The organism is Pseudoalteromonas sp. MMG024 (assembly GCF_021654175.1).
Taxonomy (GTDB): domain Bacteria; phylum Pseudomonadota; class Gammaproteobacteria; order Enterobacterales; family Alteromonadaceae; genus Pseudoalteromonas.
Window position 1 is genome coordinate 128,810 of record NZ_JAKFZO010000007.1, and the last position, 25,935, is coordinate 154,744.

The 25,935-nt window shown below is 41.7% G+C and carries 23 protein-coding genes; 9 read left to right on the forward strand and 14 right to left on the reverse strand.

Annotated features, from left to right (window positions below; all coding sequences use genetic code 11):
- Window positions 1–7 precede the first annotated feature (7 nt).
- The 10 genes from L1068_RS08555 to L1068_RS08600 form a co-directional block, all read right to left on the reverse strand.
- Entirely contained in the window at window positions 8–637 is a 630-nt protein-coding gene (locus L1068_RS08555; protein ID WP_038642721.1) for an NADH:ubiquinone reductase (Na(+)-transporting) subunit D, read from the reverse strand.
- On the reverse strand, window positions 637–1,383 hold the full coding sequence (locus tag L1068_RS08560) for a Na(+)-translocating NADH-quinone reductase subunit C (protein WP_237129913.1): 747 nt from the start codon (window positions 1,381–1,383) through the stop codon (window positions 637–639). Before L1068_RS08560 ends, L1068_RS08555 begins: the two co-directional genes overlap by 1 nt.
- Entirely contained in the window at window positions 1,376–2,575 is a 1,200-nt protein-coding gene (locus L1068_RS08565) for an NADH:ubiquinone reductase (Na(+)-transporting) subunit B (RefSeq protein ID WP_010561782.1), read from the reverse strand. Before L1068_RS08565 ends, L1068_RS08560 begins: the two co-directional genes overlap by 8 nt.
- A gap of 4 nt (window positions 2,576–2,579) precedes the next feature.
- Window positions 2,580–3,923: a Na(+)-translocating NADH-quinone reductase subunit A gene (locus tag L1068_RS08570; RefSeq protein WP_237129914.1), complete on the reverse strand. Its 1,344-nt coding sequence runs from the start codon at window positions 3,921–3,923 to the stop codon at window positions 2,580–2,582.
- Between the two features lie 375 nt (window positions 3,924–4,298).
- Complete coding sequence (gene fabV / locus L1068_RS08575) at window positions 4,299–5,486, reverse strand: enoyl-ACP reductase FabV (protein ID WP_237129915.1); 1,188 nt, start codon at window positions 5,484–5,486, stop codon at window positions 4,299–4,301.
- 133 nt (window positions 5,487–5,619) lie between these two features.
- The gene (gene dctP / locus L1068_RS08580; RefSeq protein ID WP_237129916.1) at window positions 5,620–6,717 is read right to left on the reverse strand and encodes a TRAP transporter substrate-binding protein DctP; all 1,098 of its coding nucleotides are present in this window, start codon (window positions 6,715–6,717) and stop codon (window positions 5,620–5,622) included.
- Window positions 6,718–6,747: 30 nt separating this feature from the next.
- Window positions 6,748–8,127 (reverse strand): TRAP transporter large permease subunit, encoded by a 1,380-nt coding sequence (locus L1068_RS08585; protein WP_237129917.1) that lies wholly within the window; start codon window positions 8,125–8,127, stop codon window positions 6,748–6,750.
- Window positions 8,127–8,669 carry a TRAP transporter small permease subunit gene (locus L1068_RS08590; RefSeq protein ID WP_100913924.1) on the reverse strand — a complete coding sequence of 181 codons (543 nt, stop codon included), beginning with the start codon at window positions 8,667–8,669 and terminating at the stop codon, window positions 8,127–8,129. Before L1068_RS08590 ends, L1068_RS08585 begins: the two co-directional genes overlap by 1 nt.
- A gap of 117 nt (window positions 8,670–8,786) precedes the next feature.
- Window positions 8,787–9,095: a BolA/IbaG family iron-sulfur metabolism protein gene (locus L1068_RS08595; RefSeq protein WP_237129918.1), complete on the reverse strand. Its 309-nt coding sequence runs from the start codon at window positions 9,093–9,095 to the stop codon at window positions 8,787–8,789.
- 29 nt (window positions 9,096–9,124) lie between these two features.
- Entirely contained in the window at window positions 9,125–9,736 is a 612-nt protein-coding gene (locus tag L1068_RS08600) for an alpha-ketoglutarate-dependent dioxygenase AlkB (protein ID WP_237129919.1), read from the reverse strand.
- Between the two features lie 42 nt (window positions 9,737–9,778).
- Here L1068_RS08600 and L1068_RS08605 point away from each other — a divergent pair, with 42 nt between their 5' ends.
- From L1068_RS08605 to L1068_RS08620, 4 genes are read left to right on the forward strand one after another with little or no spacing between them, the layout of a single operon-like run.
- Window positions 9,779–10,948, forward strand: a complete 1,170-nt coding sequence (locus tag L1068_RS08605; RefSeq protein ID WP_237129920.1) for a methyltransferase — start codon at window positions 9,779–9,781, stop codon at window positions 10,946–10,948.
- Window positions 10,949–10,950: 2 nt separating this feature from the next.
- Entirely contained in the window at window positions 10,951–11,511 is a 561-nt protein-coding gene (locus tag L1068_RS08610; RefSeq protein ID WP_237129921.1) for a YajG family lipoprotein, read from the forward strand.
- A gap of 12 nt (window positions 11,512–11,523) precedes the next feature.
- Window positions 11,524–12,144 (forward strand): peptidylprolyl isomerase, encoded by a 621-nt coding sequence (locus L1068_RS08615; RefSeq protein WP_237129922.1) that lies wholly within the window; start codon window positions 11,524–11,526, stop codon window positions 12,142–12,144.
- A gap of 44 nt (window positions 12,145–12,188) precedes the next feature.
- Entirely contained in the window at window positions 12,189–13,544 is a 1,356-nt protein-coding gene (locus tag L1068_RS08620; protein ID WP_237129923.1) for an MFS transporter, read from the forward strand.
- A gap of 42 nt (window positions 13,545–13,586) precedes the next feature.
- On the opposite strand, the gene L1068_RS08625 is transcribed toward L1068_RS08620, so the two are convergent.
- The 4 genes from L1068_RS08625 to erpA all read right to left on the reverse strand — a co-directional run bounded on the left by L1068_RS08625 (window position 13,587) and on the right by erpA (window position 19,233).
- The gene (locus L1068_RS08625) at window positions 13,587–13,826 is read right to left on the reverse strand and encodes a helix-turn-helix transcriptional regulator (protein ID WP_010561794.1); all 240 of its coding nucleotides are present in this window, start codon (window positions 13,824–13,826) and stop codon (window positions 13,587–13,589) included.
- A gap of 578 nt (window positions 13,827–14,404) precedes the next feature.
- Window positions 14,405–17,521 carry an efflux RND transporter permease subunit gene (locus L1068_RS08630; RefSeq protein ID WP_237129924.1) on the reverse strand — a complete coding sequence of 1,039 codons (3,117 nt, stop codon included), beginning with the start codon at window positions 17,519–17,521 and terminating at the stop codon, window positions 14,405–14,407.
- On the reverse strand, window positions 17,505–18,623 hold the full coding sequence (locus L1068_RS08635; protein ID WP_054980672.1) for an efflux RND transporter periplasmic adaptor subunit: 1,119 nt from the start codon (window positions 18,621–18,623) through the stop codon (window positions 17,505–17,507). The genes L1068_RS08630 and L1068_RS08635 overlap by 17 nt, the downstream gene beginning before the upstream one ends.
- Before the next feature lie 271 nt (window positions 18,624–18,894).
- A complete protein-coding gene (gene erpA / locus L1068_RS08640; protein WP_010561797.1) occupies window positions 18,895–19,233 on the reverse strand; it encodes an iron-sulfur cluster insertion protein ErpA in 339 nt (112 codons plus the stop codon).
- 217 nt (window positions 19,234–19,450) lie between these two features.
- On the opposite strand from erpA, the gene L1068_RS08645 reads away from it, so the two are divergent.
- The 5 genes from L1068_RS08645 (at window position 19,451) to L1068_RS08665 (ending at window position 25,922) form a co-directional block, all read left to right on the forward strand.
- Window positions 19,451–21,157 (forward strand): chloride channel protein, encoded by a 1,707-nt coding sequence (locus L1068_RS08645; RefSeq protein WP_237129925.1) that lies wholly within the window; start codon window positions 19,451–19,453, stop codon window positions 21,155–21,157.
- Between the two features lie 12 nt (window positions 21,158–21,169).
- The gene (locus L1068_RS08650) at window positions 21,170–21,604 is read left to right on the forward strand and encodes a CopD family protein (RefSeq protein ID WP_237129926.1); all 435 of its coding nucleotides are present in this window, start codon (window positions 21,170–21,172) and stop codon (window positions 21,602–21,604) included.
- Window positions 21,605–21,652: 48 nt separating this feature from the next.
- A complete protein-coding gene (locus L1068_RS08655; RefSeq protein WP_010561800.1) occupies window positions 21,653–22,669 on the forward strand; it encodes an aspartate carbamoyltransferase in 1,017 nt (338 codons plus the stop codon).
- A gap of 18 nt (window positions 22,670–22,687) precedes the next feature.
- Window positions 22,688–23,968 (forward strand): glutamate-1-semialdehyde 2,1-aminomutase, encoded by a 1,281-nt coding sequence (hemL, locus tag L1068_RS08660; RefSeq protein ID WP_237129928.1) that lies wholly within the window; start codon window positions 22,688–22,690, stop codon window positions 23,966–23,968.
- 124 nt (window positions 23,969–24,092) lie between these two features.
- Window positions 24,093–25,922, forward strand: a complete 1,830-nt coding sequence (locus L1068_RS08665) for a methyl-accepting chemotaxis protein (RefSeq protein ID WP_054980674.1) — start codon at window positions 24,093–24,095, stop codon at window positions 25,920–25,922.
- Window positions 25,923–25,935 lie beyond the last annotated feature (13 nt).

The window sequence follows — 25,935 nt, forward strand, 5'->3', positions numbered from 1 at the left end:
TTACCTCTTATGCTTTCTCTACTTGGTCTTTCTTATAAGTACGAAGTACCCAAATGAATAAACCAATGATGAAGAAAGAACTTGGTGGAAGAATTAGAAGACCCATTGGCTGATAGAAACCACCTTCAGAAACTAATGGTAAGATTTCAACATCAAACAGCGTACCTTTACCGAATAGTTCACGAATGAAACCAACAGTTAGTAGTACTACTGAGTAACCAAGACCATTACCGATACCGTCTAGGAAAGACATCATTGGTGGCGACTTCATTGCATATGCTTCCGCGCGGCCCATTACAATACAGTTAGTAATGATTAGACCAACGAATACCGAAAGCTCTTTCGCTGTTGCGTAAACAAACGCTTGTAGCGTTTGGTCAACAACAATTACTAATGATGCAATAATCGTCATCTGTACGATAATACGTACGCTTGATGGAATATGGTTACGGATCATCGAGATGAATAAGCTCGAGAAAGCCGTTACTAATGTCAATGCGATTGACATGATAAGCGCATTTTTAAGGCTTGAAGTTACTGCTAATGCAGAACAAATGCCCAGTACTTGAAGTGCAATTGGGTTGTTTGCAAAAACTGGACCCAATAAAACTTCTTTCATTTCTTTTGAATTTGCCATTAGTTCAATGCTCCTTCACGTACTTTCGCAAGGAATGGACCGAATGCTTTATCGCTTGTCCAGAACTTGAATGTGTTATCAACACCTACAGAGGTAAGTGTCGCACCTGATAAACCATCCACTTTATGCACATTGTTACCCGCTGTACCTTTTACGATATCAACTGGTAATTGCTTGTCTTCCCAAGTCGCAGTCCACTTAGGGTTTTGGATTTCACCACCTAGACCCGGCGTTTCATTGTGCTTGTAGAAGTTAATCGCTTTAACTGTTTTAGTATCAGTATCTAACGCTAAGAAACCATACATAATACCCCAAAGGCCGTAACCTTGAACTGGTAGAATGATTGTTTCTACTTTACCGCTATCATTTTTTGCAAAATAAACTGGCGACTCAGTTGTCATGCGCTGAACACCTGCTTTGTCGTCTTGCTTGTCTAGTTTGATGCTGCGTTTAGCATCGAACTTAGTCATTTCAAAATCAAAGCTGTTTGGATCAGTGTCAACGAAGTCACCTGTTTTCATATCAACAACGCGAGCTTCAATGTTTGCATTAAATGTTTCAGACACATTTTTAACGTCAGCAAAACCAGCAGCAGCTAGAATATTGCGCTGAACGTCTTGTGTTTTATTTGCTTGCTGTAGTGGACGAAGTTGCACAGCGGCAAGCGATACAACTACCGCGCACACTAAACATAAGCCAACTACAACACCAAGTGTTTTGCCGATAGATTCGTTATTACTAGCCACGAGCCAATCTCCTCTTGATGTTCGACTGAACTACAAAGTGGTCGAATAACGGTGCAAACAAGTTAGCAAATAGAATTGCTAGCATCATACCTTCTGGGTATGCAGGGTTTACAACACGGATTAATACAACCATTACACCAATAAGAATACCGTATGCCCACTTACCTTTATCTGTGAAAGATGCAGAAACTGGGTCGGTCGCCATGAAGAACATACCAAATGCGAAGCCACCTAGCACTAGGTGCCAATGCCAAGGCATAGCGAACATGTTATTGGTTTCAGAGCCGATACCATTTAATAGGAATGACATTGCAACCATACCTGCAAACACACCTAGTACGATGCGCCATGAAGCGATACGGAAGTAAATTAGTGCTAAACCACCAATCATCAGTGCTAGTGTCGACGTTTCACCTACAGAACCTTGAACGAAACCGTAGAATGCATTCCACCATAGCTCCATGTTGCTGTAGTCAACGCTACCAACAACCGCTTGGCCTAGCATAGTCGCACCAGAGAAACCATCTACCGCTGTCCACACAGTATCACCTGAGATTTGAGCAGGGTATGCGAAGAATAGGAACGCACGACCAGCAAGTGCTGGGTTTAAGAAGTTACGGCCTGTACCACCAAATACTTCTTTCGCCATTACCACACCAAAGGTAATACCTAGTGCTACCTGCCAAAGAGGAATCGTCGCTGGCAGAATAAGTGCGAATAGTACCGATGTTACGAAGAAACCTTCGTTAACTTCGTGCTTACGAATCGATGCAAATAGTACTTCCCAGAAACCACCTACAGCAAACACAGTTGCGTAAATTGGTAGGAAGAAACAAGCACCGTAGAACATTTTAGCGCCCCAACCCGATGTTGCAGTTAATTCACCGCCAAACATTTGGAATAACGCAACCTGCCATGAATCACCTAAAGCGAAACCATTAGCAAGCGCAATTGACGCTTGATGACCAATGTTAAACATACCGAAGAACATAGCTGGGAATGTTGCCATCCACACTAAGATCATAATACGTTTAAGGTCGATATTATCACGTACGTGAGAGCCGGTTTTAGTTACATGACCTGGCGTGTAGAAAATAGTCGCAGCTGCTTCATACAGTGCATACCATTTTTCGTGTTTACCACCTGGTTCAAAATGCGGCTCGATATCTTCAAGAAACTTCTTTAAGCCCATGGGATTAACCTTCCTTCTCAATAGTAGTCAGGCGTTCACGAAGGATTGGACCATACTCGTATTTACCTGGACAAACGAAGGTACATAGCGCTAAATCTTCTTCATCTAGCTCAAGTGCACCTAGCGAAATCGCACCATCTAAATCACCTGCGATTAAATCACGCAGTAATAAAGTAGGAAGGATATCTAAAGGCATAATGCGCTCGTAGTTACCGATTGGCACCATAGAACGGCTTGAGCCACCTGTTGATGTCGTCATTTTGAATAAACGACTAGGCGCTAAATGCGATAGGAAAGTACGTGTTACTGAGAACTTCTTCGCACCTGGAGCAATCCAGCCGAATAATTCTTTTTCACGACCTTCTAATAATGCTGTAATCTGAGTGTGGTAACGACCTAAGAAAGCATGAGGGCCACTTGCCGTAGTACCCGAAAGTACAGAACCAGAAATCACACGGTTTTCGCCATCTTCTAACTCACCAGCAACGATGTCATCTGTAGATGCACCTAGTTGAGTTTTAACTAAACGTGGGTTTTTAACAGTAGGACCTGCTAACGCCACAACGCGATCAGTGAAGATTTCACCTGTTAGGAATAGCTTACCGAATGCAATCACATCCTGGTAACCTAAGTGCCATACCTGCTTGCTAGCAGAAACAGCGTCTAAGTGGTGAATGTGAGTACCGACTAAACCTGCTGGGTGCTTACCACCGAACTCATGTACTTCTACTTGAGCTACAGATGAAGAAGGAACAGTTGCACCAGGCGCCTTACATACAAACACTTTACCGTTAGTTAGGCGAGAAACAACCGCAAGGCCTGCTTCAAACGCTTCAGCTTGTTCAGCAATAACAATTGCTGGGTCTGCTGCTAATGGGTTAGTGTCAATTGCAGTAACAAAGATCGAGCTTGGCGTTGAATCCAAAGCTGGAACTTTACTGAATGGACGGGTACGAAGCGCCGGCCATTGACCTGATTCAACCAGTACTTCTTGCACTTTTGCACGGTCAAGGCTCGCTAGCTCACCTGCCGAAAAAGACGCAAACGTTTCTTGCTCACTGCCGTTAACTTCAATAACAACAGATTGCAATACACGCTTAGCACCGCGATTGACTTCTTTAACAACACCAGAGGCTGGTGCAGTATACTTAACGCCAGGATTCTTTTTGTCGACAAAAAGAACTTGGCCTTTCTTGACTTGGTCATCCACACGAACATGCATGGTAGGACGCATACCAATAAATTCTTCACCTAGCACAGCGACTCGTTTAACGGCAGAACCGTCATGAATCACCTGCGAAGGTGCGCCTTCAATTGGCAAGTCCAGACCTTTTTTTATGTTGATCATACGCACTTGCATTACATTAATGAAAAGAAACTGAAAAATCTAACCATGTACCACCAAACATTCACGAAAGTGCAAATATTAGGCGATACAATCGAATCTATACATATTCCCCGAATTTTAACATTAATTCGGATGACTATGCGAGTCTAAATTGAAATTTATGCTTACAAATTAAAGCCTAAAATTTGTACTTTACAAGTTACTAAACGCTCTAATCTACTGGGTCGATCACCATTTTAATTAAATCAATTAGCCAAAAGTGTTATGTGAGAAATTTTCAGGGGAAAGAAGATTGGTGGAATTGAGAATTAAGAGTTCAGAATATCGGCGTGCTACAACACCAACCTTCTGAACTCTAAAAAGAGACTCAGAGCTTTACACTAACTCGATATCTGCAACTGGGTTTACATCAGCGTCGTAATCCACGCTGTCGATACCAAAACCGAATAGTTTTAAAAATTCATTATGGTAGCTCACGTAATCCGTAAGTTCGTCAATTGAATCGCTATCTACAGTATCCCAAATAGTTTGTACGCGAGCTTGAACGTCATCTTCCAACTCTTTGTAGTTTTGGAATAAATGGCCATCTTCGTCAAAGCGTGGGTTATCACCGTAAAGGTTTTCACGGAATAAACCATTGATCTGCTCAATTGTACCTTCGTAAGTGCCATCTTCTTTCATCACTTTGAATAGACCAGAAATGTAAAGTGGCATAATTGGAATTGCTGAGCTCGCTTGCGTTACAACAGCATTTAGTGAAGAAACATACGCTTCACCATTTAGGTTCGCTGTTTTATCTTTAATTGCTGCGGCTGCACGGTCTAAGTCTTCTTTTGCTTTACCGATTGTCGCATGGCCATAAATTGGCCACGTTAATTCTTTACCAATGTAGGTGTAAGCTGTTGTTTTAAAACCGTCAGCAAGTACATCAGCTTGTTGTAGTGCATCAAGCCACATTTCCCAGTCTTCACCGCCCATAACTTTTACAGTATTAGCGATTTCTTCTTCACTTGCTGCGTCAACGGTTACTTCATCAATAATACGCTTAGACGTGTTTAAGTTTTTAGTTGTTACAGAGTTACCAATTGGCTTAAGTACTGATGAATAGGTTTCGCCTGTATTTGGATCGGTGCGACGTGGTGAAGCAAGGCTGTAAATAACTAAATCAACTTTACCTAGCTCTTCTTTAATGGTTGCAATCGTTTTTTCTTTTAATTCGTTAGAAAATGCATCGCCATTAATGTTTTTTGACCAAAGGCCAGCGGCTTCAGCTTCTGCTTGGAATGCCGCTGTGTTGTACCAGCCTGCAGAACCTGTACGCTTTTCCGTACCTTCTTTTTCAAAAAACACACCTAATGTTTTTGCGCCTGCGCCAAATGCTGCAGTAATACGTGATGCAAGACCGTAACCAGTAGATGCACCGATTACTAATACGTTTTTAGGTCCAGTTTTTAATTGGCCTTGAGACTTCACATATTCAATTTGCTCTTTCACATGAGCTGCACAGCCTACTGGGTGCGCGTTTGTACAAATAAAACCACGAATTTTAGGCTTGATAACCATAAGTTAATTCCACTTTTACCTAATAAAATCTTTTAAAATTGTTGCTAGTTTAAAGCAAAGCACTGCTAAACAGGTCTGATCAGCAAATAATTTTTATAAAAAAGGGGCTTACGCCCCCTATCATCTTATCGTGTTATCGATTCGAATAATATTCCATTTCTGAAATCTGGTGATACGCCTTAACTTGCTGTAAGAACTCTGAGTACGAGCGCCATACTTTTGCCACGGCCTCATCATTACGTGCTTGCTCACTAATGACCTCCATAGTGGCCGCCTTTAGCGCCTGCATTACTTCTGGCGAGAATTTACGCAGTTTAACATTGTGCTTGTTTTTAAGCTGATCAAGCGCTGTGTTATTGCGAGCCGTATACTCATCTAACATATCTTGGTTTGCAGTACGCATCGCTGAGGTCACAATGGCTTGTAAATCACTCGGTAAAGACGCATACGCCTCTTTATTAATTAAAAACTCTAAATTCGCGCCAGGTTCATGCCAACCAGAATAATAGTAAAACTCTGCCGCTTTATTTAAGCCAAATGCTAAGTCATTGTATGGACCAACCCATTCGGTCGCATCGATTGCACCAGTTTGCAGTGCAGTGAAAATTTCACCACCAGTCAAAGACAATGGCACGCCGCCGAGTTTTTCGAGCACTTCACCACCTAAACCCGGAATTCGCATTTTTAAGCCTTTTAAATCCTCAACGCTATTCACTTCTTTTTTAAACCAGCCAGCCATTTGTACACCGGTATTGCCGCCAGCAGCGGGAATTAAGTTGTAAGGTTCATAGAGCTCTTTCCATAATTCCATACCACCGCCATGGTGCAACCAGCCGTTAACTTCTTGTGCATTCATGCCAAACGGTATTGCAGTAAAGAATTGCGCCGCAGGAATTTTTCCTTTCCAATAATAGGCTGCGCTATGGCCCATTTCAGCGGTACCGCTCGATACGGTATCGAATACTTCAAATCCAGGGACTAATTCGCCTGCGCCATACACTTTAATTTTTAAGCGGCCATTACTCATTGCCTCCACATTTTCTGCAAAACGCTCTGGCGCTGTACCTAGCCCTGGGTAATTTTTTGGCCAACTGGTCACTAGCTTCCATTTAAAGCTTTGTTGCTGTTCGACTGTATTTGTTGTTGCATTACTGGTTTGTTGTTCTTGACCACAACCACTTAAACCAACCGCCAAGGCAATTGAAGTGATTAGTGTACTTAGTTTTTTCATGCTTCCTCCGTGCGTTCCATTGCAATAATTTTATGCATAAAGCTGGCTAGGTAACCACGTTACTAAACTTGGATACGCTGCCATTAACGCCAATAAAATCAATTGAATAATAATAAAAGGTATCACGCCTTTGTAAATTTGCGAGGTAAACACCGATTTTGGTGCAACACCGCGTAAATAAAACAGTGCAAAGCCAAAAGGCGGAGTTAAAAACGAGGTTTGTAAATTCACCGCAATCATAATGCCAAGCCAAATGGGATCAGCACCCATCATTAATAAAATCGGTGCAACAATTGGCACTACTACAAAGGTGATTTCAATAAAATCTAAAATAAAGCCAAGTAAAAACATCACTAGCATCACAACAAGCATGGCACCAAATAAGCCACCGGGTAATGCTTCAAACATTTCAGCAATCAGTTCTTCGCCACCAAACCCTCTAAAAACCAGTGAAAACAGAGATGCGCCGATTAAAATCATAAACACCATGGCTGTCACTTTGGTGGTGCTTTGCATTACTGCATTTAAATTTTTTAAATTAAACTGTTTTTGCCAAATAGCTAAAATAATGGCACCAAATGCGCCAACACCGGCGGCTTCTGTTGGTGTAGCAATACCAAATAAAATAGAACCTAGTACAATAAAAATCAGCATAAGTGGCGGCACAAGCGCTACAAATAGCGACACTTGCTTGCGCTTTTTAATATGTTCGATATCTTCATCCAATAATGCAGGAACTTGTTCTGGTTTAAATACCGCAACAAACACTGAGTACAAAATATAAAGCCCCACCAAAATAATGCCAGGGATCACAGCACCTGCGAATAAATCGCCTACACTGACATTATCTGGCGAGAAAATTCCCATATTAAGTTGTGCTTGCTGATAGCTACTAGACAACACATCACCCAGTAATACCAATGCGATTGAAGGCGGAATGATCTGCCCAAGCGTGCCCGTTGCAGTAATAATGCCGCAGCTATATTGTTCGCTATAGCCGCGCTTTAACATGGTTGGTAATGCCAAAAGCCCCATAGTTACAACGGTTGCACCCACAATACCCGTACTTGCGGCAAGCAACATACCCACTAATGTAACCGCAATACCCATGCCCGCTTTGCGTTTACCCATAACCACGGCCATGGCATCCAGTAAGTTTTCAGCAACTTTCGATTTTTCCAGCATTACGCCCATAAAGACAAATAATGGCACAGCAATTAAAGTGCTATTAGTGACTATGCCAAATAAACGATTTGGCAACGCATGCAAAAACGCCCCATCAAAAATACCAAACAGACTGCCTATACCTGCAAAAATAAGCGCTGTTCCCGCCAATGAAAATGCCACGGGAAAACCCATTAAAAGTACAACGCAAACACATATAAAGAGTAAAATCGCTATATATTCCATTACGCATCTCCTTTATTGAAAAGCGCATTTAAGCTCTTACAAATTTCACTCAGGCTTTGTATCAGTAATAAAATACACATTAACGGGATCAAGCTTTTCAATAGGTAAACAAATGGAAGGCCGCCAGCTTCTTGCGATTGCTCTTTAATTTGCCAAGACACGGCAACATAATCGAAACTTACAAACAGAATAAAAATAGCAACAGGCCACAATAACACTAAGTGGCCTACTAAATTAACAAAGGCTTTTTTCGCTTTTGAGAAACGACGATAAAATACATCAACACGTACATGCTCATCGTGTTTTAACGCGTAGCTACAACCCAACATAAATAAATAAGCATGAAGATAAAGCACACTTTCTTGCATGGCTATCCAACCAAGACTAAAGCCATAGCGCAATAGCACGATTAAAAACATAATCAGCACCATCGCAAAACTAAACCATGCCACCGTTTGCCCTATTCGCTCTATAAAAGCATCAAGAAGGTTGGCGATTTTAATTAAATGTGATGAAGAGGAATTAGAGTTGACTGCACTCATTGTTAATTATTGTTATCATTTTAAAAGGAAAAATGTAACACCTAATTAACAAAGAGAAAAGTCCAACCTGTTGCACATCAAAGGCTGGACATTAAAAGATTGAGGTATATTTGTTACTTACTGGTCAAATTTAGAACCACCTAAACACTTAGGCGAATTAGGAATATCAGCATTTTTCCACTGCGATTGCGTATAAGTGTGAATTGCTAACGCATGAATATGATTCGCTAGTTCATCAGCAAGGACTTCATTGATCATACGGTGACACTGGAGTAAACGCTTACCTTCAAAATCGTTACTAACAACAATCACTTTGAAATGTGATTCTGTGCCACGACTATGCATATGACTTTCATTAATCACTTCTAAATGTTCACAAGAAAACGCGTTTTTTAGCTTTGATTCTATTTGCTCTAACATCGACATAATTAATTCTCATTGAAAATTTTTGCCTATTATATGCCACAAACAGTGCGAAACGTCAGGTTTATTCGACCATCATTAACACGTTTTTGTACCGGTAATGAATGTTGATAATCGCGCTGACTATCTCCTGTCATCAACAAACAACTGCCATTACTGAGAATTAGATCCGTCACATGCTTTGAAGTGTTTTCGCGTATTTTAAACTTGCGTGAGCTACCTAGAGAAATCGACGCTATGGTTGGGGAAAACCCCAGCTCAGGCTCATCATCCGCATGCCAACCCATTTTATCTTCGCCACTGCGATACCAGTTAAGCAGCGCAGCATTAAACTGGGTGCCAAACCAATTATTAAGGCTATTTTTTAAATTAAGTACGCTAGCATGCCAAGGCTCGGGCAAAAACAGTTGATTAGAATAGCGGTAGCCAGTCCCCGCATCGCCCATATAGATTTGTTTACGCGGAATTGTATGTTGTTTGTTAAAAATGGTCAGTGTTGGTTGCTGCCACTCTAAAGCCAGTAATTGTTGATACAAGGAACGCGCTTTTTGCTCTGCAATAAAGTGTTCGAAATAATAAAAGTCTGGCGCGACACATTGCGCCTTATTTATTCTCTCAATGCTGTTAGAAACATTCCAAGCCATGATAAACTACTGCACCTTTAAAAATAAATTCACAACACCGTTATGTCGCAAACATCTTCAGACTCACAGCTAAATGAAATTGCTCAATTAGGTGAGAACACATTTACCCTATCACGCTTTCCGCTCAAACAAAAAAACGCGAGCTTACAAGCATGGGATGCGGCTGATGAGTATTTAGTAAATTATATAGAACAGCAGCAGTTAGTAGAAAACAGCAGCAAAGTACTGATCATTAACGACGGTTTTGGCGCCCTAGCCTGTGCATTTAATCATGCATTTATCTACCATCTGAATGATTCGTTTGTGGCAGAACAGGCTGCACATTACAACCTCCAGCAAAACCAGCTCACTGGTGAAAATACGGTGTTTTTAAAAAGCTTAGATGCTCTACCATACGATCTTGACCTAGTACTTATAAAAGTACCGAAAAACGCGGGTTACTTAACTTTTTTACTTAGCCAATTGAGTAAAGTTTTACGCCAAGACATCCCGATTATTGCTGCAGGTAAAGCAAAAGACATCCACTCATCTACCATTCAGTTATTTGAACGTTTTTCAGGGCCAACAACAACATCACTCGCAGTTAAAAAAGCCCGTTTAATTTTAAGTAAACAACACAACAAGCCACAAGAAAGCAAGTTTCCAATCACTTGGCCTCTTGAAAAAACGCAATTTACCATCACAAATCACGCCAACGTGTTTAGTCGTGACTCATTAGATATTGGTGCACGCTTTTTTATCAATTACTTACCACAAGGAAATAAAAAACAGCGCATCATCGATTTAGGCTGTGGCAATGGTGTCATTGGTTTAACCACTCTTGAACGCTGCCCCAACGCACTTGTTACCTTTGTTGATGAGTCAGCAATGGCTGTTGCATCAGCTAAACACAATGTCGCAGCAAATCTGCCAGAACAGTTAGAAAACTGCACTTTTTTACACAATGACTGTCTCACAGGTGTAGAAAGTAATAGTGCCGATTTGATTTTATGCAACCCGCCATTTCACCAGCAGCAAGCAGTCACCGACCATATTGCATGGCAAATGTTTGTTGATAGTTTCCGCTGTTTACGTGACGGTGGCGAATTGCGTATTGTTGGCAACCGCCATTTAAATTACCATGAAAAGCTAAAACGCCTATTTGGTGGCTACAAGCTATTAGGCTCAAATAAGAAATTTGTCGTTTTAAGCGCTAAAAAGAGAGCATTATAATTATGAATGCAAAATATAAAGTTACCGTTTTGGCCCTCACTTTGGGCTTTCTTGCTGGATGCAGCACACCGTCACAGAGATTTATATTCAGTCCTAACTATACACAAACACACCAAAAAATGGTGCAGCAAGATGTGAGTTTATCAGTCAACGACCGCCGTGCGAGCTTTACCACAGTTACCATTAAAAATAGCGATGGTAACCAAACGCTTGCCGATAAATACCTTGCAGAGTCAATTACGCCAGCAATTGAACAAGCATTAGCCCAAGTGGGTGCAAACAATAGCGGCATGGGTAAAGCGCTCGATGTTAATATTCAGCGATTAGATACCACGATTAAACAGCAATTACACAAACACACCACAATTACCAATGCAGAGCTTGAAGTTGTGATTGAAACCACTGAGCACCGTTTTGCTAAGCGTTATAAAGGCAATAAGCAAAGTGAAGCGCCACTTAGCTTTGATAAAGCAAAAGTAGAACAGCAAGTTAATCGCTTAATTGAAGAAATGATCACACGTATTGTGACAGACCCTGAATTTGTTAACGCGGTTAATCGCTAGGAGTTACATATTATGAAGTATTTAATCTCATTACTCGTACTATTAATGAGCTTTTCAAGCGCTGCTAATCTGATTAAAAAAGGCGAGTTTGTGCAAAAAGATAACGCCTTCCCTTTGGTTAAATTCACCACCACCATGGGTGATATCACCGTTGAATTAGACCGTCGTAAGGCGCCTATTACGGTAAATAACTTTTTAGGTTACGTAGTTGATGGTGGCTACGAAGATACCGTTTTTCACCGCGTTGAACACGATGCAGAGCAAGAGCGTGACTTTGTGATTCAAGGTGGCGGTTACGATAAAGATTACGACGGCGCATACATGGGGCCTGCAATTCCAAACGAAAGTGGCAATGGTTTAAAAAACGATATGTACACTATCGCAATGGCCTACCAAGACCGCAAACCACATTCAGCCACACGTCAGTTCTTTTTCAATATGAACGACAACGACCATTTAAACCCTGGTCGTGAATGGGGCTTTGCTGTATTTGGTTATGTTACCGAAGGCTCAGAAACACTCGATAAAATAATGCGTGTTGAAACAGGCTGCCACGACAAACTGGGTTGGTGCTTTGTACCAAAGAAACCTGTCGTGATTTTAAAAGCACAAGTGCTTGATCCTATACAGTAAACACAACACTCAATAATAAGAATAATAGGTAAAATAAAACAACTATGGTTACTGTTTCAGAGTATCTTGGCTATTTTAAAGATCGCCGCTTAATCAATGTGTTTGCATTTGGCATTGCGAGCGGTTTTCCCTGGATACTGATTGGTTCAGTAATGTCAGCGTGGCTGAAAGATGAAGGCCTATCACGTTCAATGATAGGCCTTTTTGGCATCGTCTTTGTGTGCTACAGCGTTAATTTCTTATGGTCGCCTTTAGTCGACCGCGTAAAGTTACCCCTACTTCACAAATTACTGGGACAACGTCGCAGTTGGATTTTACTAAGCCAAGTGTTTATCTTGCTGGCAACCTTATGGCTAAGCCAAGTTGATATTCATAACCAATTGCAAACCGTAGCACTGTGTTGTTTTGTTATCGCGCTTGCTGGTGCTACCCAAGATATCGCAATCGATGCCTTTCGTATTGATACTCTAAACGAGCACGAGACTCATAAAACAACGGCCGCCGCGACGATGGCAACGTCAGGTTGGTGGACAGGCTATGCGTTATTGGGCGCTGTGCCTTTTTACATGGCTGATCTACCCGACTGGCAATGGACACACGTTTACTTTGTGTTGGCACTAATAATGTTAGCCCTAATGCTAGGTGTGTTTTTTGCGAAAGAGCCCGATTCCAATCGCGAATATATTCATAAAGCGCTTGAGGCAGAGTTTATTCAAACTGACGCATCATTTTTAAAACGCATTGGCGCTTGGCTTTGGGTGACAATTGCCGAACCATTTAGAGCGTTTTTTAATCGTAACGGTGTAAAAACGGCACTCGCGCTGTTGGCCTTTATATTTCTGTTTAAAATTGGTGAAGCTTTTTTAGGAAGAATGTCGATTGTCTTTTACAAAGAAATTGGCTTTAGTAATTCACAAATTGCCACCTACTCTAAACTTGGCACCGGCTTAATTACCATTATATTTGCCTTTCTCGGCAGCTTGTTTAATTCGCGTTATGGCATTGTAAAAGGCTTGTTTATTAGCGGTATTGCAATGGCGGCTTCTAACTTAATGTTTTCGCTTATTGCTATGGTGGGACCAAACGAGAGTCTATACGCTATGGCCATTTTGGTCGATGGCTTTACTCAAGCATGGTCGTTAGTCGCCATGGTGGCATTTATATCAATGTTATGTGACCGTGCATTTAGTGCAACACATTATGCGTTACTTGCATCGTTAGGAAATTTAGGAAGAACATTTTTGTCGGGGTCGTCAGGGTATTTAATTGACTACTTAAATGGGAATTGGGCGCTGTTTTTCTTACTTACAGCACTAATGGTAATACCGTCTTTAATTTTCTTATTTTTAATTAGGAAGCGCCTAATGGCATTGGAAGCAAGCTTTCATAGCAAGCAGTAGTGCATCCATGCATCATTAAATTACTTAAAATAAAGTGAATGTTTATTCACTTTTTAATAGCGTTAAGCCTTCAATTGGATCTATTTCAAGCGCTTGGCAGTAACGAATAAATTCAACAACATCTAAACGACGTTCTTGGTTTTCAATTTTACCAACAAATGAATGCGGTGTTCCAAGCACCTGTGCAAGGCTGCGCATAGTGTGGCCTTTCTCTTGGCGTTTTACTTTAAGCCATTGTGTTAAACGCGAATTTTCTTCCGACGCAACTGTTTTCCCCATCATAATTACTTCTCCTATTGATGATTGGAAATGCTCTATTCTATCAACCCACTTAAACCACACTGAGAATATTGGTAAGAATACACAATACCTAGCATAAAATTTTAGTTAGCACATTCTACCTACTTTGAGTAAATGCCCTACAAATTTTGCGGTTAATCTACAAATTATAGCGACCAAATGCAGGAATTAGATTGATCCAGTATAAGTAATTATTAAAAGTGCATAAAAATTTAGTACTAATATTTTCGTCTATCGGTCAAAGTGACTAGCTAAAATATAGTCAATATTTTCAATTGTGGCAGACTTCCGCGTTTTGCTATAACCTAATAAAACAATAAATAAGTATTCATCTTTATGATTAGATTGTTTTTTTTACTACCAGTTTTACTGTGCTTTGCGTGGTTTTACTTTCTTAAGGTAAACAACATCCCGTTAAAACAAGGGAAGAAAGGCTTTTTTTATATTCTCGGTGTTAGCTGCGTTATCTTGGCGTTTTTTACCCTGATGCTACACCTGACGAAAACAAACTAGCATAAAAAAAGAGCATCAATTGATGCTCTTTTCATTTTTAACTTAAGCTAGCTTGCCAGTTTGTGCTCTACAATCTCGGCATCTTGATATTGCATCGGCTTTTTTCTAAGAGCCAATAAGCACGGTGTGAGTACTAAGGTAAGCACTGTTGCAAAGGCAAGGCCTCCGGCCACAGCTGTTGCTAATTGCACCCACCATTGCGTTGACGGCGCACCAAACGCTATTTCTCGGTTAAATAAGTCGATATTAATTTGCAGTACCATAGGCATTAAGCCCAGTATCGTGGTAACGGTTGTTAGCAGCACAGGTCTTAGGCGCTGAGCACCAGTTCGCAAAATCGCCTCGTGTTGGTCCATACCTTGTCTGCGCAGAACATTATAGGTATCAATCAATACAATATTATTGTTAACCACTATTCCTGCTAATGAAATAACACCGATGCCCGACATCACAATGCCAAATGGCTGTTGCAAGATAATCAAGCCTAAGAATACACCCACCGTTGAAAACAGCACTGCACTTAAGATCAGCATTGCTTGATAGAAACTATTAAATTGAGTAACTAAGATAATGCCCATCACAAAAAGTGCCACTAAAAAGGCTTTTTCTAAGAACACCATAGATTCATCTTGCTCTTCATTTTCACCACGCACTTTTAGTTTCACGCGAGGGTCTAGCCCTTGCGCTTCAAGTTGCGCTTGCAAGCGCGGTAATGCCTTACCTAGTTGTTGACCTACTCTAACATCAGCATTCACCGTAACTACTCTGTGGCTATCAACTCGATTGATGGTATCCACTTTTTGTACCGCTTTACGCTCAATAAAATGAGTAATTGGCACTTGACCGTGCTGAGTTTTTACTCGCAGCGTTTCTAATCGGCCTAAATCACGTTTATCTGCTGGAAAACGGACACGAATATCAATTTCATCATCGACGTCATCAGGGCGATATTCACCTAGTTTCAAACCGTTAGTTACCATTTGCACGTTAGCGCCAAGCATGGTTGCATCTGCTCCAAAACGCGCGGCATCTGCTCGGTTTAGTTTGAGTTGCCATTCAATACCTGGTTTTGAGGCTGAATCGTCCACATTCACAAAAGCGCCGTCGTTTTCTATCGCATTACGAATGCGGCGCGCCTCTTCATTTAATACATCTGGGAACTTAGAACTGAGTTCAATTGATAAATCTTTGCCGCCGCCGGGACCATTTTCATCTTTGCGGATTTCAATTTCTACACCAGCCATATCTGAAGTATTGCCAAGCACTTCTTCAATAATTTGATCTGCCGGACGGCGTTTATCCCAGTCTTTTAAGTTCATACGCAGTGATCCGACGATATCTTTGCCACCGGAGCGAGAATACAGAGTTTTTATGCCCTCAACCGTTAAAATACGCGCTTCAATATCTTTCATGATTTGGTCTTTTTCATAAATCGACAAATCACCGTAACTGCGCACCTTTAAGTTAATGCCATTCGGCTCTACATCAGGAAAGAACTCAACGCCAAGCCCTGACATGCCGTAACTAATAAACACTAAAACAGAAAAACCAATCGCGGCAAATAAACTCAGTAATGGACGCTTAATCGCACGGTCAAGTAAGCGAACATAACGCCCTGTTGCGCCTTTTAATTGTGTTAGGTTACCTTCTTCCGCTACCAATAGGTTTTGCTTTTGTTCTTCTGTCAGCGGGCGAACTTTACCAATTAAACTACCAATTGTTGGCACAAATACCAGCGCCATTATTAGTGACGCAGAGAGTGTGGCAATTAAGGTTATCGGTAAATACTTCATAAATTCACCCATCATACCCGGCCAGAAAATCAGCGGTGCAAATGCCGCTAACGTAGTAGCTGTTGATGCAATAATTGGCCATGCCATGCGCTTAGCAGCAACCGCATAAGCTTTTTTACGCGGCATGCCTTCACTCATCATACGGTCGGCAAATTCACTCACAACAATGGCGCCATCTACCAACATACCTACCGCCATAATCAAGGCAAACAGCACAACAATGTTGACCGTTAAACCAAATATCGCAATCACTAAAATACCGGTGAGAAATGAGCCTGGAATGGCTACTCCCACTAAAAACGCGGAGCGCGTGCCTAAAATCGCGATAATCACAATAACGACTAAAAGCACGGCAGAAAGCACATTATTTTGTAAGTCAGACAGCATGTCTTTTACGTCTTTACTCATATCACCGGTATAAGTTACCTTAATGTGATTTGGCCAAACTGTTTTGCTTTCTTCCACTTTGGCTTTAACTTGATCAACCGTATCAATAATGTTTTCACCAGCACGCTTTTTAACTTCGAGCGATACCGCTTGTTGGCCATTAATACGTGCAATCGAATTTGGATCTTTATAAGAGCGTCTAATTTGCGCTACATCCATAAAGCGTACAACTTTATCACCCGATACTTTTACCGGTTGTTCCATAACATCTTGAATAGTTTCAAAAACAGATGGAATTTTTACCGCAAAACGGCCCTTACCCGTATCCAGTGTGCCCGCAGCCACTAAGCGGTTATTATTGGTGAGTAAGCTATAGATATCATTTTGGTCAAGACCATACGACTCCATTAAAAGTGGGTCGACAACAATCTCAACCATGTCTTCGCGCTCGCCGCCGATTTCGACCTCTAATACACTTGAGATTGATTCCAACTCATCTTTTAAATTACGTGCGAGCGTTAATAAGCCGCGTTCAGGAATATCGCCCGAAAGCGTTAAGGTAATTGTTGGTTGCTGATCTTCCATCAATACTTCGTGTACTTCTGGCTCTTCGGTTTCCGAGGGCAGTTTAGCTTTTGCAAGCGACACCTTGTCGCGCACATCAGCAAGCGCTTCTTTTGGATCAGAGCCTGCGAAAAACTCAAGCGTAACGGATGCGTGACCTTCACTGGCAACCGCCGTCATTTCCTTTACCCCTTCGATAGCCCGCAGTTCTATTTCCATAGGGCGAACTAACAAACGCTCTGCATCTTCTGGCGAAATGCCATCATGTACTATCGATACATAGATAAATGGAATAGTGACATCAGGATTCGCTTCTTTTGGAATATTTTGGTAGGTCACCCAGCCCGAAATAATCAATAAAATGAATATTGATAAAACGGTACGAGTGCGACTGAGTGAAGCATCAATTAATGTGCGCATTATGCTGCCCTCTATACTCTTGCTCATTCGCAAACACAGGTTCAACCGTATCGCCAATTCGCACAAAACCTTGACCTAGGGTAATCACATTTGCGCTTTCGCCAAGTCCAGCCATCCACACGCCTGAGGCTTCTGACTTCACAACATCAATCGGCGAAAACACCACGCGGTTATTGTTATCAACCGTTTTAACACCAATGTTGCCGTCTTCATCGAGTGCCATAAATGCTGGGCTTAAATGAATCGCGTTTACTTCATCATAAGTAATATCAAGCTGGGTAGAAAAACCTGCACGGTATCTAATATTTGGGTTATCAAATGCCGCTTCAATTTTAAATGTGTTAGTGCCCTCATCAGCAACGGAAGCGATGTAACGAATTTTTCCACTATAGGTTTTATTGTTAATAAATAAACCCGTTACGCTTTGCCCTACACTTAATCCCATCACTTCTTTTTGCGTTACATCGGCGCGTACCACAAGTGGGTTTAAATCAGCCAATTCTAAAATTGGGTCACCACGCCCCAAGTAATCACCTAGTTCAACAAGGCGCTGATTAATTACACCAGAAAATGGGGCTTTAATTTCTGTTCGTTTAAGCGATAGTTCAAGATTTGCAAGGCTCGCCTTTGCCTGCTCTAAACTTGCCTTTGCACGCGCTAACGCAGATTGATCATTAAGTCCTTTTTGCTTTAGCTTGAGTGCTCCTTGGTACTCTACTTCGCTTTGTTCAAGTAATGCTTTTGCAGCGGTAATTTGTGAATCTAAATCGGACTTATCGAGTTTAAGAATAACCGTACCTTGCTCAACAAACTGACCCTCTTTAACAAGAATCTCAATTACTTCACCTTCTTGACGAGCGGCAACACTGGCAACCTTATTTGGTTCGGTGCGACCATAAAGCTGCAATGAACGGTTAATTGGCTTCGCCTGCAAGGTTTCAACTTTAACTTTAGCAATACGCTGCTGGGATTCAGAGGTGCTTTGCTCATTGGCATTTGAGCCACCTGACATCATCCATAAGATAATAAAAACAGTAATAAAAATAGCGATGATATAAGGCTTTTCGTTTAGCTGAGTGCGTAGCTTGTTAAATAGGTGCATTCCTGTCTCCGGAACTGATGTGGCAGATATTTCCTTATTTGATGATAATACTTCTCAACAATATATGTAAGTTAAAAAATGTAACACTCTGCACTCGAGCGTGTTGTTCTTTGTGGTCTAAATTTCGTTCAAGTGCAACGCTTTTTGATCGCGGCGTTGCTTTGTAAAGCTAGTGGGCTAAGTCAAGAAGCAACAACAAAACACCGTCCAATTCAGGCACAAAAAATGCCACATAAAGTGGCATTTTAAATTTTACTATTTGCCTATTTAGTTAAACACTAAATGATGCGCCACAACCACAGGTTGTTGTTGCATTTGGGTTGTTTACGAAGAAACGTGAACCCTCTAGACCTTCGGTATAGTCTACTTCACCATCAACTAGGTACTGAAGACTCATTGGGTCAACTACTAGAGTTACACCGCTTTTCTCGATTTCTAAATCGCCCGGATTGGTTTTCTCATCAAATGTAAAACCATATTGGAAACCTGAACACCCACCGCCCGTTACGTAAACACGTAATTTTAATGCTGGGTTTTCTTCTTCCTCGATAAGCTGCTTTACTTTATTTGCAGCATTTTCGCTAAATTTAATTGGTAGTTGATCAGACATACTTCGACCCATTTATATGAATGGTCGAATTATCTAATACCTGACCAATTTAATCAAGTTTAGCGCTATTCCCTTTGGTGATATTAAAGTAACGAAGTATCTAACGCATTTATTGCTTTAGATCGTTACTCGCTATACAAATTAACTTATTTTTTATTGCTATTATGCTGTTATAATTACGTCATAATTAACCCTCTGAATTACCGATAACAATCGCATGACATTTAGCCAAAAAGTAACCGATAATTTGGCGGCCTTACGAAGGGTCGTTGCTCGTCCAAAATCGAGTATTCAATTAGCGTTACTAGGTGTGCTAGCGGGCTTAGTTGCCGCCATGTTGATTATTATGTTTCGCTTAGTGGTATTAATTGGCCAAAGCGGCTTTGTCAGCGAATACGATAACTTCACTCAACTTCCTGAAACTGAAAGATTAATACTACCTATTCTCGCCGCAGTATTTATTGCTACTTTTGCTTACCTAACAGGTTTTAAGCATTATCGCCTCGGTATTCCCTACGTTATTCACCGCATTAAACAAAACTATGGCCAAATGCCTATATGGAATGCCGTAAACCAATTTGTTGGCGGTGCTATTGCGCTTATCAGCGGCTTTTCAGTGGGACGAGAAGGCCCATCAGTACACATGGGTGCAGCAGGTGCCAGTGTCATTGCCAGTTATTTGCATTTGCCTTTTAATGCCATGCGTACGTTAACGGGATGCGGTGTAGCAGCGGGTATTTCGGCATCATTTAACACCCCACTCGCAGCGGTTATTTTTGTCATGGAAGTGGTACTGAGAGAGTACAAAGTGCATATTTTCGTACCGGTTATTCTGGCTTCGGTAACAGGTGCTATCACCACTCAATTTGTTTTTGGCTCCGATTCAGAATTGGCGCTCATTCAAGTAGTATCGATTCCGCCTTGGCATTACCCCTATCTAGTTGTATGTGGCATTGTGCTCGGTGCGGTTGCTTACGGTTTTAACAAAAATCTGATGTTGATAATTCGCACCTTTAAATCGGTAAATATGTTTCCTCGCCTTATTTTGGCAGGCATTATTACCGGTGCAATTGGTTACTTAGTGCCACAAGCCATGGGTTCAGGTATGAGCGCCATAGATATTGCAGTAAGCTCTCCTGAACAGGTTCAGTTACTGACCACCATTTTAATCGCTAAATTATTAGCAACCTTATTTGCTTTAGGCTTAGGTATTCCTGGCGGAATTATTGGCCCAGTTATTGGACTTGGCGTTATTTTAGGCTCATTAATGAGCTACTTTGCTGCGTTTATTAGCCCTGAAGTAAACATTACAGGTACTTACGCAGTACTTGGTATGGCGGGCTTGCTTGCAGCAACGCTCAATGCGCCGCTCGCAGCTCTGATGACCGTAATGGAACTAACCGCGAGCCACAGCATTATTGTACCAGCTATGTTAGTAATTGTGTCTGCCTATTTAACCGCACTCCAAGGCTTTGGCAACCGTTCCATTTTCTTACAACAACTGGACTTTCAAGGGCTTAAATATCAGGTTTCCCCTGCCGTAGAAGCACTGCAAAAAGTCGGGGTTATTGAGGAAATGAGCGACAAATTCAACTTACTTTACAGCGATGATAAATCGCTTATCGCTGAGTCTCTTGATGCAGCAGACGCACAAACCCCGCTCATTGTTTTTGATGATGAAAACGGCTATCGCCTAGCTGAATACGACTTAAACCTTACCGCTGAAGAAAGTGTGTCAATCCGCTATGTCGAAATGCAAGGTGTTACCAGCCAAGCCACCCTTGGTGATGCATTTGAGATTTTACGCGATAATCGTTCAGGGGTTATTTACGTATATGATCAACTCAAAGACAATGATATTTTAGGCATTATCCGCTGGGATGACATTCGCCAAATTTTAATGATCCGCAACGCATTGCTTTAGGATATAACAATAATGAACACCCTATTACTGATAAAAGCGCTTCACATCTTTTTTATGATTGCTTGGTTTGCAGGCATTTTTTACCTACCCCGTTTATTTGTTTATCACGCCCTTACCGAAGAGCGTAGTAACAGTGCCATGCTAAAAATCATGGAGCGCCGCTTACTCTTTTTCGTTACGCCATTTGCTATTTTAACGGGCGTTTTTGGTATCACTTTAATTGTAATGTATGGCCGAGAGTGGTTCCGCGCCAGCATGTGGCTGCATTACAAATTAGTGCTGGTCATTTTGCTTTATATTTACCATGGCTACTGCTTCAAACTACTGGCCGACTTTAAGCACGATAGAAACCAACGAAGCGATAAGTTTTATCGCATATTCAATGAATTACCTGTTTTAGTACTGCTTGCGATTGTTATCTTAGCGGTAATGAAGCCAAGTTTATAAAAAATCTGCTATATTAGCGCCCGAAAATAACTGTTCAGGATCTTTATCATGTCAAACTTTGTTGGCCAGCATGTTCTGTCTGTAAATGAGTTAAACCGCGATGCGATTGAAACCATTTTTAATGTTGCAAAGAAAATGGAGCCGTACGCAAAGAAGCAAAAACGCACCAAAGTACTTGAAGGTGCTATTCTTGCAAACTTATTTTTCGAACCAAGTACGCGCACCCGCGTAAGCTTTGGTACCGCGTTTAACTTGCTTGGCGGCCTTGTTCGTGAAACAACCGGCATGCAAACTTCGGCACTTGCTAAAGGTGAGTCTCTGTATGATACCGCTCGTGTAATTTCATCATACGCAGATGCGGTTGCGATGCGTCACCCAGAAGCACACTCGGTTGCCGAATTTGCTAATGGCTCAACGGTACCAGTACTTAATGGTGGTGACGGTCCGAACGAACACCCAACACAAGCGCTACTTGATCTACTAACAATTGATAAAGAACTTGCGCGCTTTGACCGCAATATTGACGGCATGCACATTGCCCTTGTCGGTGACTTAAAATATGGCCGTACAGTGCATTCGCTATCAAAACTGCTATGCCATTATAAAGACGTAAAATTTTCACTTGTCGCGCCAGATGGCTTGCAAATGCCTGACTACATTGTTGATACCGTCACTAATGCAGGTCACCAAGTTGAAATCGTCAACCAAATGGAAGGTAACCTTGCAGCCGATATCGTGTATCAAACACGCATTCAAGAAGAACGCTTCCCATCGCAAGAAGAAGCGAATAAGTACCGTGGTGGTTTCCGTATAAGCCAAGCGATTTACGATGCCCACTGCAAACCAAACTCTGTATTAATGCACCCATTGCCGCGCGACAGCCGTGGTGATGCAAATGAGCTTGATAACGACTTAAACAGTAATGATAACCTCGCGATTTTCCGCCAAGTACAAAATGGTGTACTGGTGCGTATGGCGCTATTTGCATTAACGCTAGGTGTTGACGGTCTCGTCGACAAATATGAAACCGAAGTGCCATGGTTCAGCCGTAAACAAAATACCTAATCTTATTTGGAACAAATTATGACAATTAGCCAAGACTTATTTGATAGAGCGCAGGCGTCTATCCCAGGTGGTGTAAACTCACCGGTTCGTGCATTTAACGGTGTCGGTGGCACACCGCGCTTTATAACTAAAGCCGAAGGCGCATTTACTTATGACGCCGACAACAACAAGTACATTGACTATGTTGGCTCTTGGGGCCCAATGATTTTAGGTCACAACCACAGTGCTATTAAACAGGCAGTGCTTGACTCTGTTGAGAACGGTTTAAGCTACGGCGCACCAACAGAAACTGAAATTTTAATGGCCGAGAAAGTAAAAGCACTTGTGCCATCAATCGAAAAAGTGCGCATGGTAAGCTCTGGTACTGAAGCAACAATGAGTGCAATTCGTTTAGCGCGCGGTTTTACAGGCAAAGATAAAATCTTAAAGTTTGAAGGCTGTTACCACGGTCACGCTGATTCACTACTGGTAAAAGCGGGTTCTGGCGCACTGACTATGGGCGTGCCAAATTCACCGGGTATTCCTGAAGACTTTGCTAAGCACACACTGACTGTATCGTTTAACAAACTTGACGAAGTTAAAGAAATCTTCGCAAAATTTGGTGATGATATCGCGTGTATTATCGTAGAGCCAGTGGCGGGTAATATGAACTGTATTCCACCAGTTGCTGGCTTCTTAGAAGGTTTACGTGCAGTGTGTGACGAATACAAATCAGTACTGATTTTTGATGAAGTAATGACTGGCTTCCGCGTTGCAAAAGGCGGTGCACAGGCATATTACAATATCACACCAGATCTAACCTGTTTAGGTAAGGTAATCGGCGGCGGTATGCCAGTCGGTGCATTTGGTGGTAAAACTGAAATCATGGATTACATCGCACCAGTAGGCCCGGTTTATCAAGCAGGTACGCTTTCAGGTAACCCAATTGCCATGGCGGCAGGCTTAAAAGCCCTTGAGTTACTGGATGTTGACGGTCTTCATGACGAGCTTGAAGCGAAAAGCAAACGCATTTGTGAAGGCTTTAAAGCTGCTGCGGAAAAAGCAGGTATTGAACTTACCACAAACTACGCCGGCGGCATGTATGGTTTCTTCTTCACATCTGAAGAAACAGTAACTACTTACCAGCAAGCAACAGAATGTGATTTAGAGCGCTTTAAAAAGTTCTTCCACTTAATGCTTGATGAAGGCGTTTATCTTGCGCCAAGTGCATTTGAGGCTGGCTTTGTTTCAACGGCACACGGTGATGCTGAAATTGAAGCAACTATCGCTGCTGCAGAGCGCGCTTTCGTTAAGCTTTAAGCAAATAAAGTAGATTTAATTTATAAAACCACGCACTTGCGTGGTTTTTTTTGAACGAAAAAAGGCAAAAACTCGTTCTTCTTATAAACTTGTACCACTGTGTCACTTAACAGGATCAGAGTTTATGTCTCAACCCAATGCCTTTATTCTTCCCGCCGTTACCTTAATGGCAAAGCTAAATTACTCTAAAAAGATCATTGTAGTAGTATGCGTGTTACTAATTCCCTTGGCGATCAGCTTAATTTTTTTAAACGTACAGCTTAACCATCAAATTACACAGCACCAACGGGAACTCTCAGGACTAAAAAATTACAAACCTTTGCTACAGGCGGTTGTCGAGAATAACTTAAATAAAGTTGCAGCCAATGACTTTAATGTTTCAGCTAATAATGCGTTAGAGTCTCTCAATAAAATATCGATAAAAAGCCAATTGGCAACCGATAACGATTTAGCGAGCAATTATTTAAATCGCGCCATAGTAGATGATTTCCCGCTGCTCGTTGCTAATTTTTATGCAGTAAAAGAAGCCACAGACACAGTAATAAATAGTGGCAGTTTTACACCTGATACTTTTATCCAGTTATCTAACCAAAATAAAGCGTTACCGAGTTCAGTCAATAATCTTGAAAACAAATTGATGGTCGCGATGACACATCACAAACCAACAGAAACTGCGCTACAAAGCGTCGTGCTCGATACCAAAAGCGCCCTGCTAAACTATCAAAGAACCATTAAACAGCAAGTGCTCGACCCCGATTCTATCAATTTATCACGCTCGCAGTTTTCTCAGCTAAATAATAAAACAATCGAAAGTTTAGAACGCTTTACAGACACCTTGCTGCCACACCTAACTAAAAAAGTACGCCAACAAATGGCAAACGCTCAGTTTATTCGTAACAGCGTGCTAATTGCATCGATTCTGTTTACGGTAATCGCGCTTTACTTGGTGACAGGTTTTTATTTTGCAGTTATACGCACACTATCGCGTTTATCTAACACCGTAAATGAAGCCGCCAACGGCTCACTAAATATCAAAGTAAACCTTGAAAGTGACGACGAATTAGCCGCTATCGGCCATCAAATTAATTTTATGCTAAAGCAGTTTGCAGAGCTTGTAGAACAATCTCAACACGCCGCACTTGAACTTAATCAAGCAACCTCTCTGCTTGCAGATGCAAGTGACGCAAGTCGCCAAGATGCGATACAACAAGAACAAAAAATTGCTGAAATTTCGAGTCAATTAAGTGAAATGAGCAGCTCAGCACAAGCGGTTGAGCAACAAGCCACCGATGCGCAAACCTTAGCAAAAGAAGCCAGTACACATGTACAGCAAGGCAGTCAGAATACGCTTAATTTAAGCCAACATATGGCAGAACTACAGCTTGACTTTAAACAGAGCCAAGCTGCGCTTAATAAGCTTGCAGAAGACACACAAAACATTAGCAATGTTAGCGTCGCCATTAGTGAAATTGCAGACCAAACTAACTTACTTGCACTCAATGCCGCTATTGAAGCTGCTCGTGCAGGAGAACAAGGTAGAGGGTTTGCTGTGGTAGCTGATGAAGTACGAACACTGGCAGCACGCACTCAACAACAAACGCAAGAAATTCACACCATTGTCAGCACTCTACAGGTGGCTGCAAAAGATACTCAACATAAGATGCAAAACAGTGTAGATAAAATGGAGCAAGGCGTTGAACAAGCCAACCAAACACGGGATATTTTGGCTAACGCCGAACACGATATGCAATCAATTGACCGCTCTGGTGCTGCAATTATGGAGCAAGCCAGTTTACAGACCAGTAGCACATTAAATGTTGTTGCGCACAGCGATGAAATTAGCCAGCTTGCACAACACAGTTTAAGCTCTGCGCAAAGCACCGCTTCTGAAGCGAATCATATTCTGCAAATCGCCAACAAGCTGAAACAATCTCTTGGCCAGTTTAAGCTTTAAGCTTGTTGTTCAA

What these genes read in the sequence shown, in the direction of transcription:
- L1068_RS08590 (WP_100913924.1), bottom strand. Translation starts at nt 8,669, where the DNA reads ATGAGTGCAGTCAACTCTAATTCCTCTTCATCACATTTAATTAAAATC.
- L1068_RS08615 (WP_237129922.1), top strand. Translation starts at nt 11,524, where the DNA reads ATGAAGTATTTAATCTCATTACTCGTACTATTAATGAGCTTTTCAAGC.
- L1068_RS08645 (WP_237129925.1), top strand. Translation starts at nt 19,451, where the DNA reads ATGACATTTAGCCAAAAAGTAACCGATAATTTGGCGGCCTTACGAAGG.
- hemL (WP_237129928.1), top strand. Translation starts at nt 22,688, where the DNA reads ATGACAATTAGCCAAGACTTATTTGATAGAGCGCAGGCGTCTATCCCA.
- L1068_RS08610 (WP_237129921.1), top strand. Translation starts at nt 10,951, where the DNA reads ATGAATGCAAAATATAAAGTTACCGTTTTGGCCCTCACTTTGGGCTTT.
- erpA (WP_010561797.1), bottom strand. Translation starts at nt 19,233, where the DNA reads ATGTCTGATCAACTACCAATTAAATTTAGCGAAAATGCTGCAAATAAA.
- L1068_RS08570 (WP_237129914.1), bottom strand. Translation starts at nt 3,923, where the DNA reads ATGATCAACATAAAAAAAGGTCTGGACTTGCCAATTGAAGGCGCACCT.
- L1068_RS08655 (WP_010561800.1), top strand. Translation starts at nt 21,653, where the DNA reads ATGTCAAACTTTGTTGGCCAGCATGTTCTGTCTGTAAATGAGTTAAAC.
- L1068_RS08620 (WP_237129923.1), top strand. Translation starts at nt 12,189, where the DNA reads ATGGTTACTGTTTCAGAGTATCTTGGCTATTTTAAAGATCGCCGCTTA.
- L1068_RS08605 (WP_237129920.1), top strand. Translation starts at nt 9,779, where the DNA reads ATGTCGCAAACATCTTCAGACTCACAGCTAAATGAAATTGCTCAATTA.
- L1068_RS08555 (WP_038642721.1), bottom strand. Translation starts at nt 637, where the DNA reads ATGGCAAATTCAAAAGAAATGAAAGAAGTTTTATTGGGTCCAGTTTTT.
- fabV (WP_237129915.1), bottom strand. Translation starts at nt 5,486, where the DNA reads ATGGTTATCAAGCCTAAAATTCGTGGTTTTATTTGTACAAACGCGCAC.
- L1068_RS08625 (WP_010561794.1), bottom strand. Translation starts at nt 13,826, where the DNA reads ATGATGGGGAAAACAGTTGCGTCGGAAGAAAATTCGCGTTTAACACAA.
- L1068_RS08635 (WP_054980672.1), bottom strand. Translation starts at nt 18,623, where the DNA reads ATGCACCTATTTAACAAGCTACGCACTCAGCTAAACGAAAAGCCTTAT.
- dctP (WP_237129916.1), bottom strand. Translation starts at nt 6,717, where the DNA reads ATGAAAAAACTAAGTACACTAATCACTTCAATTGCCTTGGCGGTTGGT.
- L1068_RS08650 (WP_237129926.1), top strand. Translation starts at nt 21,170, where the DNA reads ATGAACACCCTATTACTGATAAAAGCGCTTCACATCTTTTTTATGATT.
- L1068_RS08585 (WP_237129917.1), bottom strand. Translation starts at nt 8,127, where the DNA reads ATGGAATATATAGCGATTTTACTCTTTATATGTGTTTGCGTTGTACTT.
- L1068_RS08565 (WP_010561782.1), bottom strand. Translation starts at nt 2,575, where the DNA reads ATGGGCTTAAAGAAGTTTCTTGAAGATATCGAGCCGCATTTTGAACCA.
- L1068_RS08630 (WP_237129924.1), bottom strand. Translation starts at nt 17,521, where the DNA reads ATGCGCACATTAATTGATGCTTCACTCAGTCGCACTCGTACCGTTTTA.
- L1068_RS08595 (WP_237129918.1), bottom strand. Translation starts at nt 9,095, where the DNA reads ATGTCGATGTTAGAGCAAATAGAATCAAAGCTAAAAAACGCGTTTTCT.
- L1068_RS08665 (WP_054980674.1), top strand. Translation starts at nt 24,093, where the DNA reads ATGTCTCAACCCAATGCCTTTATTCTTCCCGCCGTTACCTTAATGGCA.
- L1068_RS08600 (WP_237129919.1), bottom strand. Translation starts at nt 9,736, where the DNA reads ATGGCTTGGAATGTTTCTAACAGCATTGAGAGAATAAATAAGGCGCAA.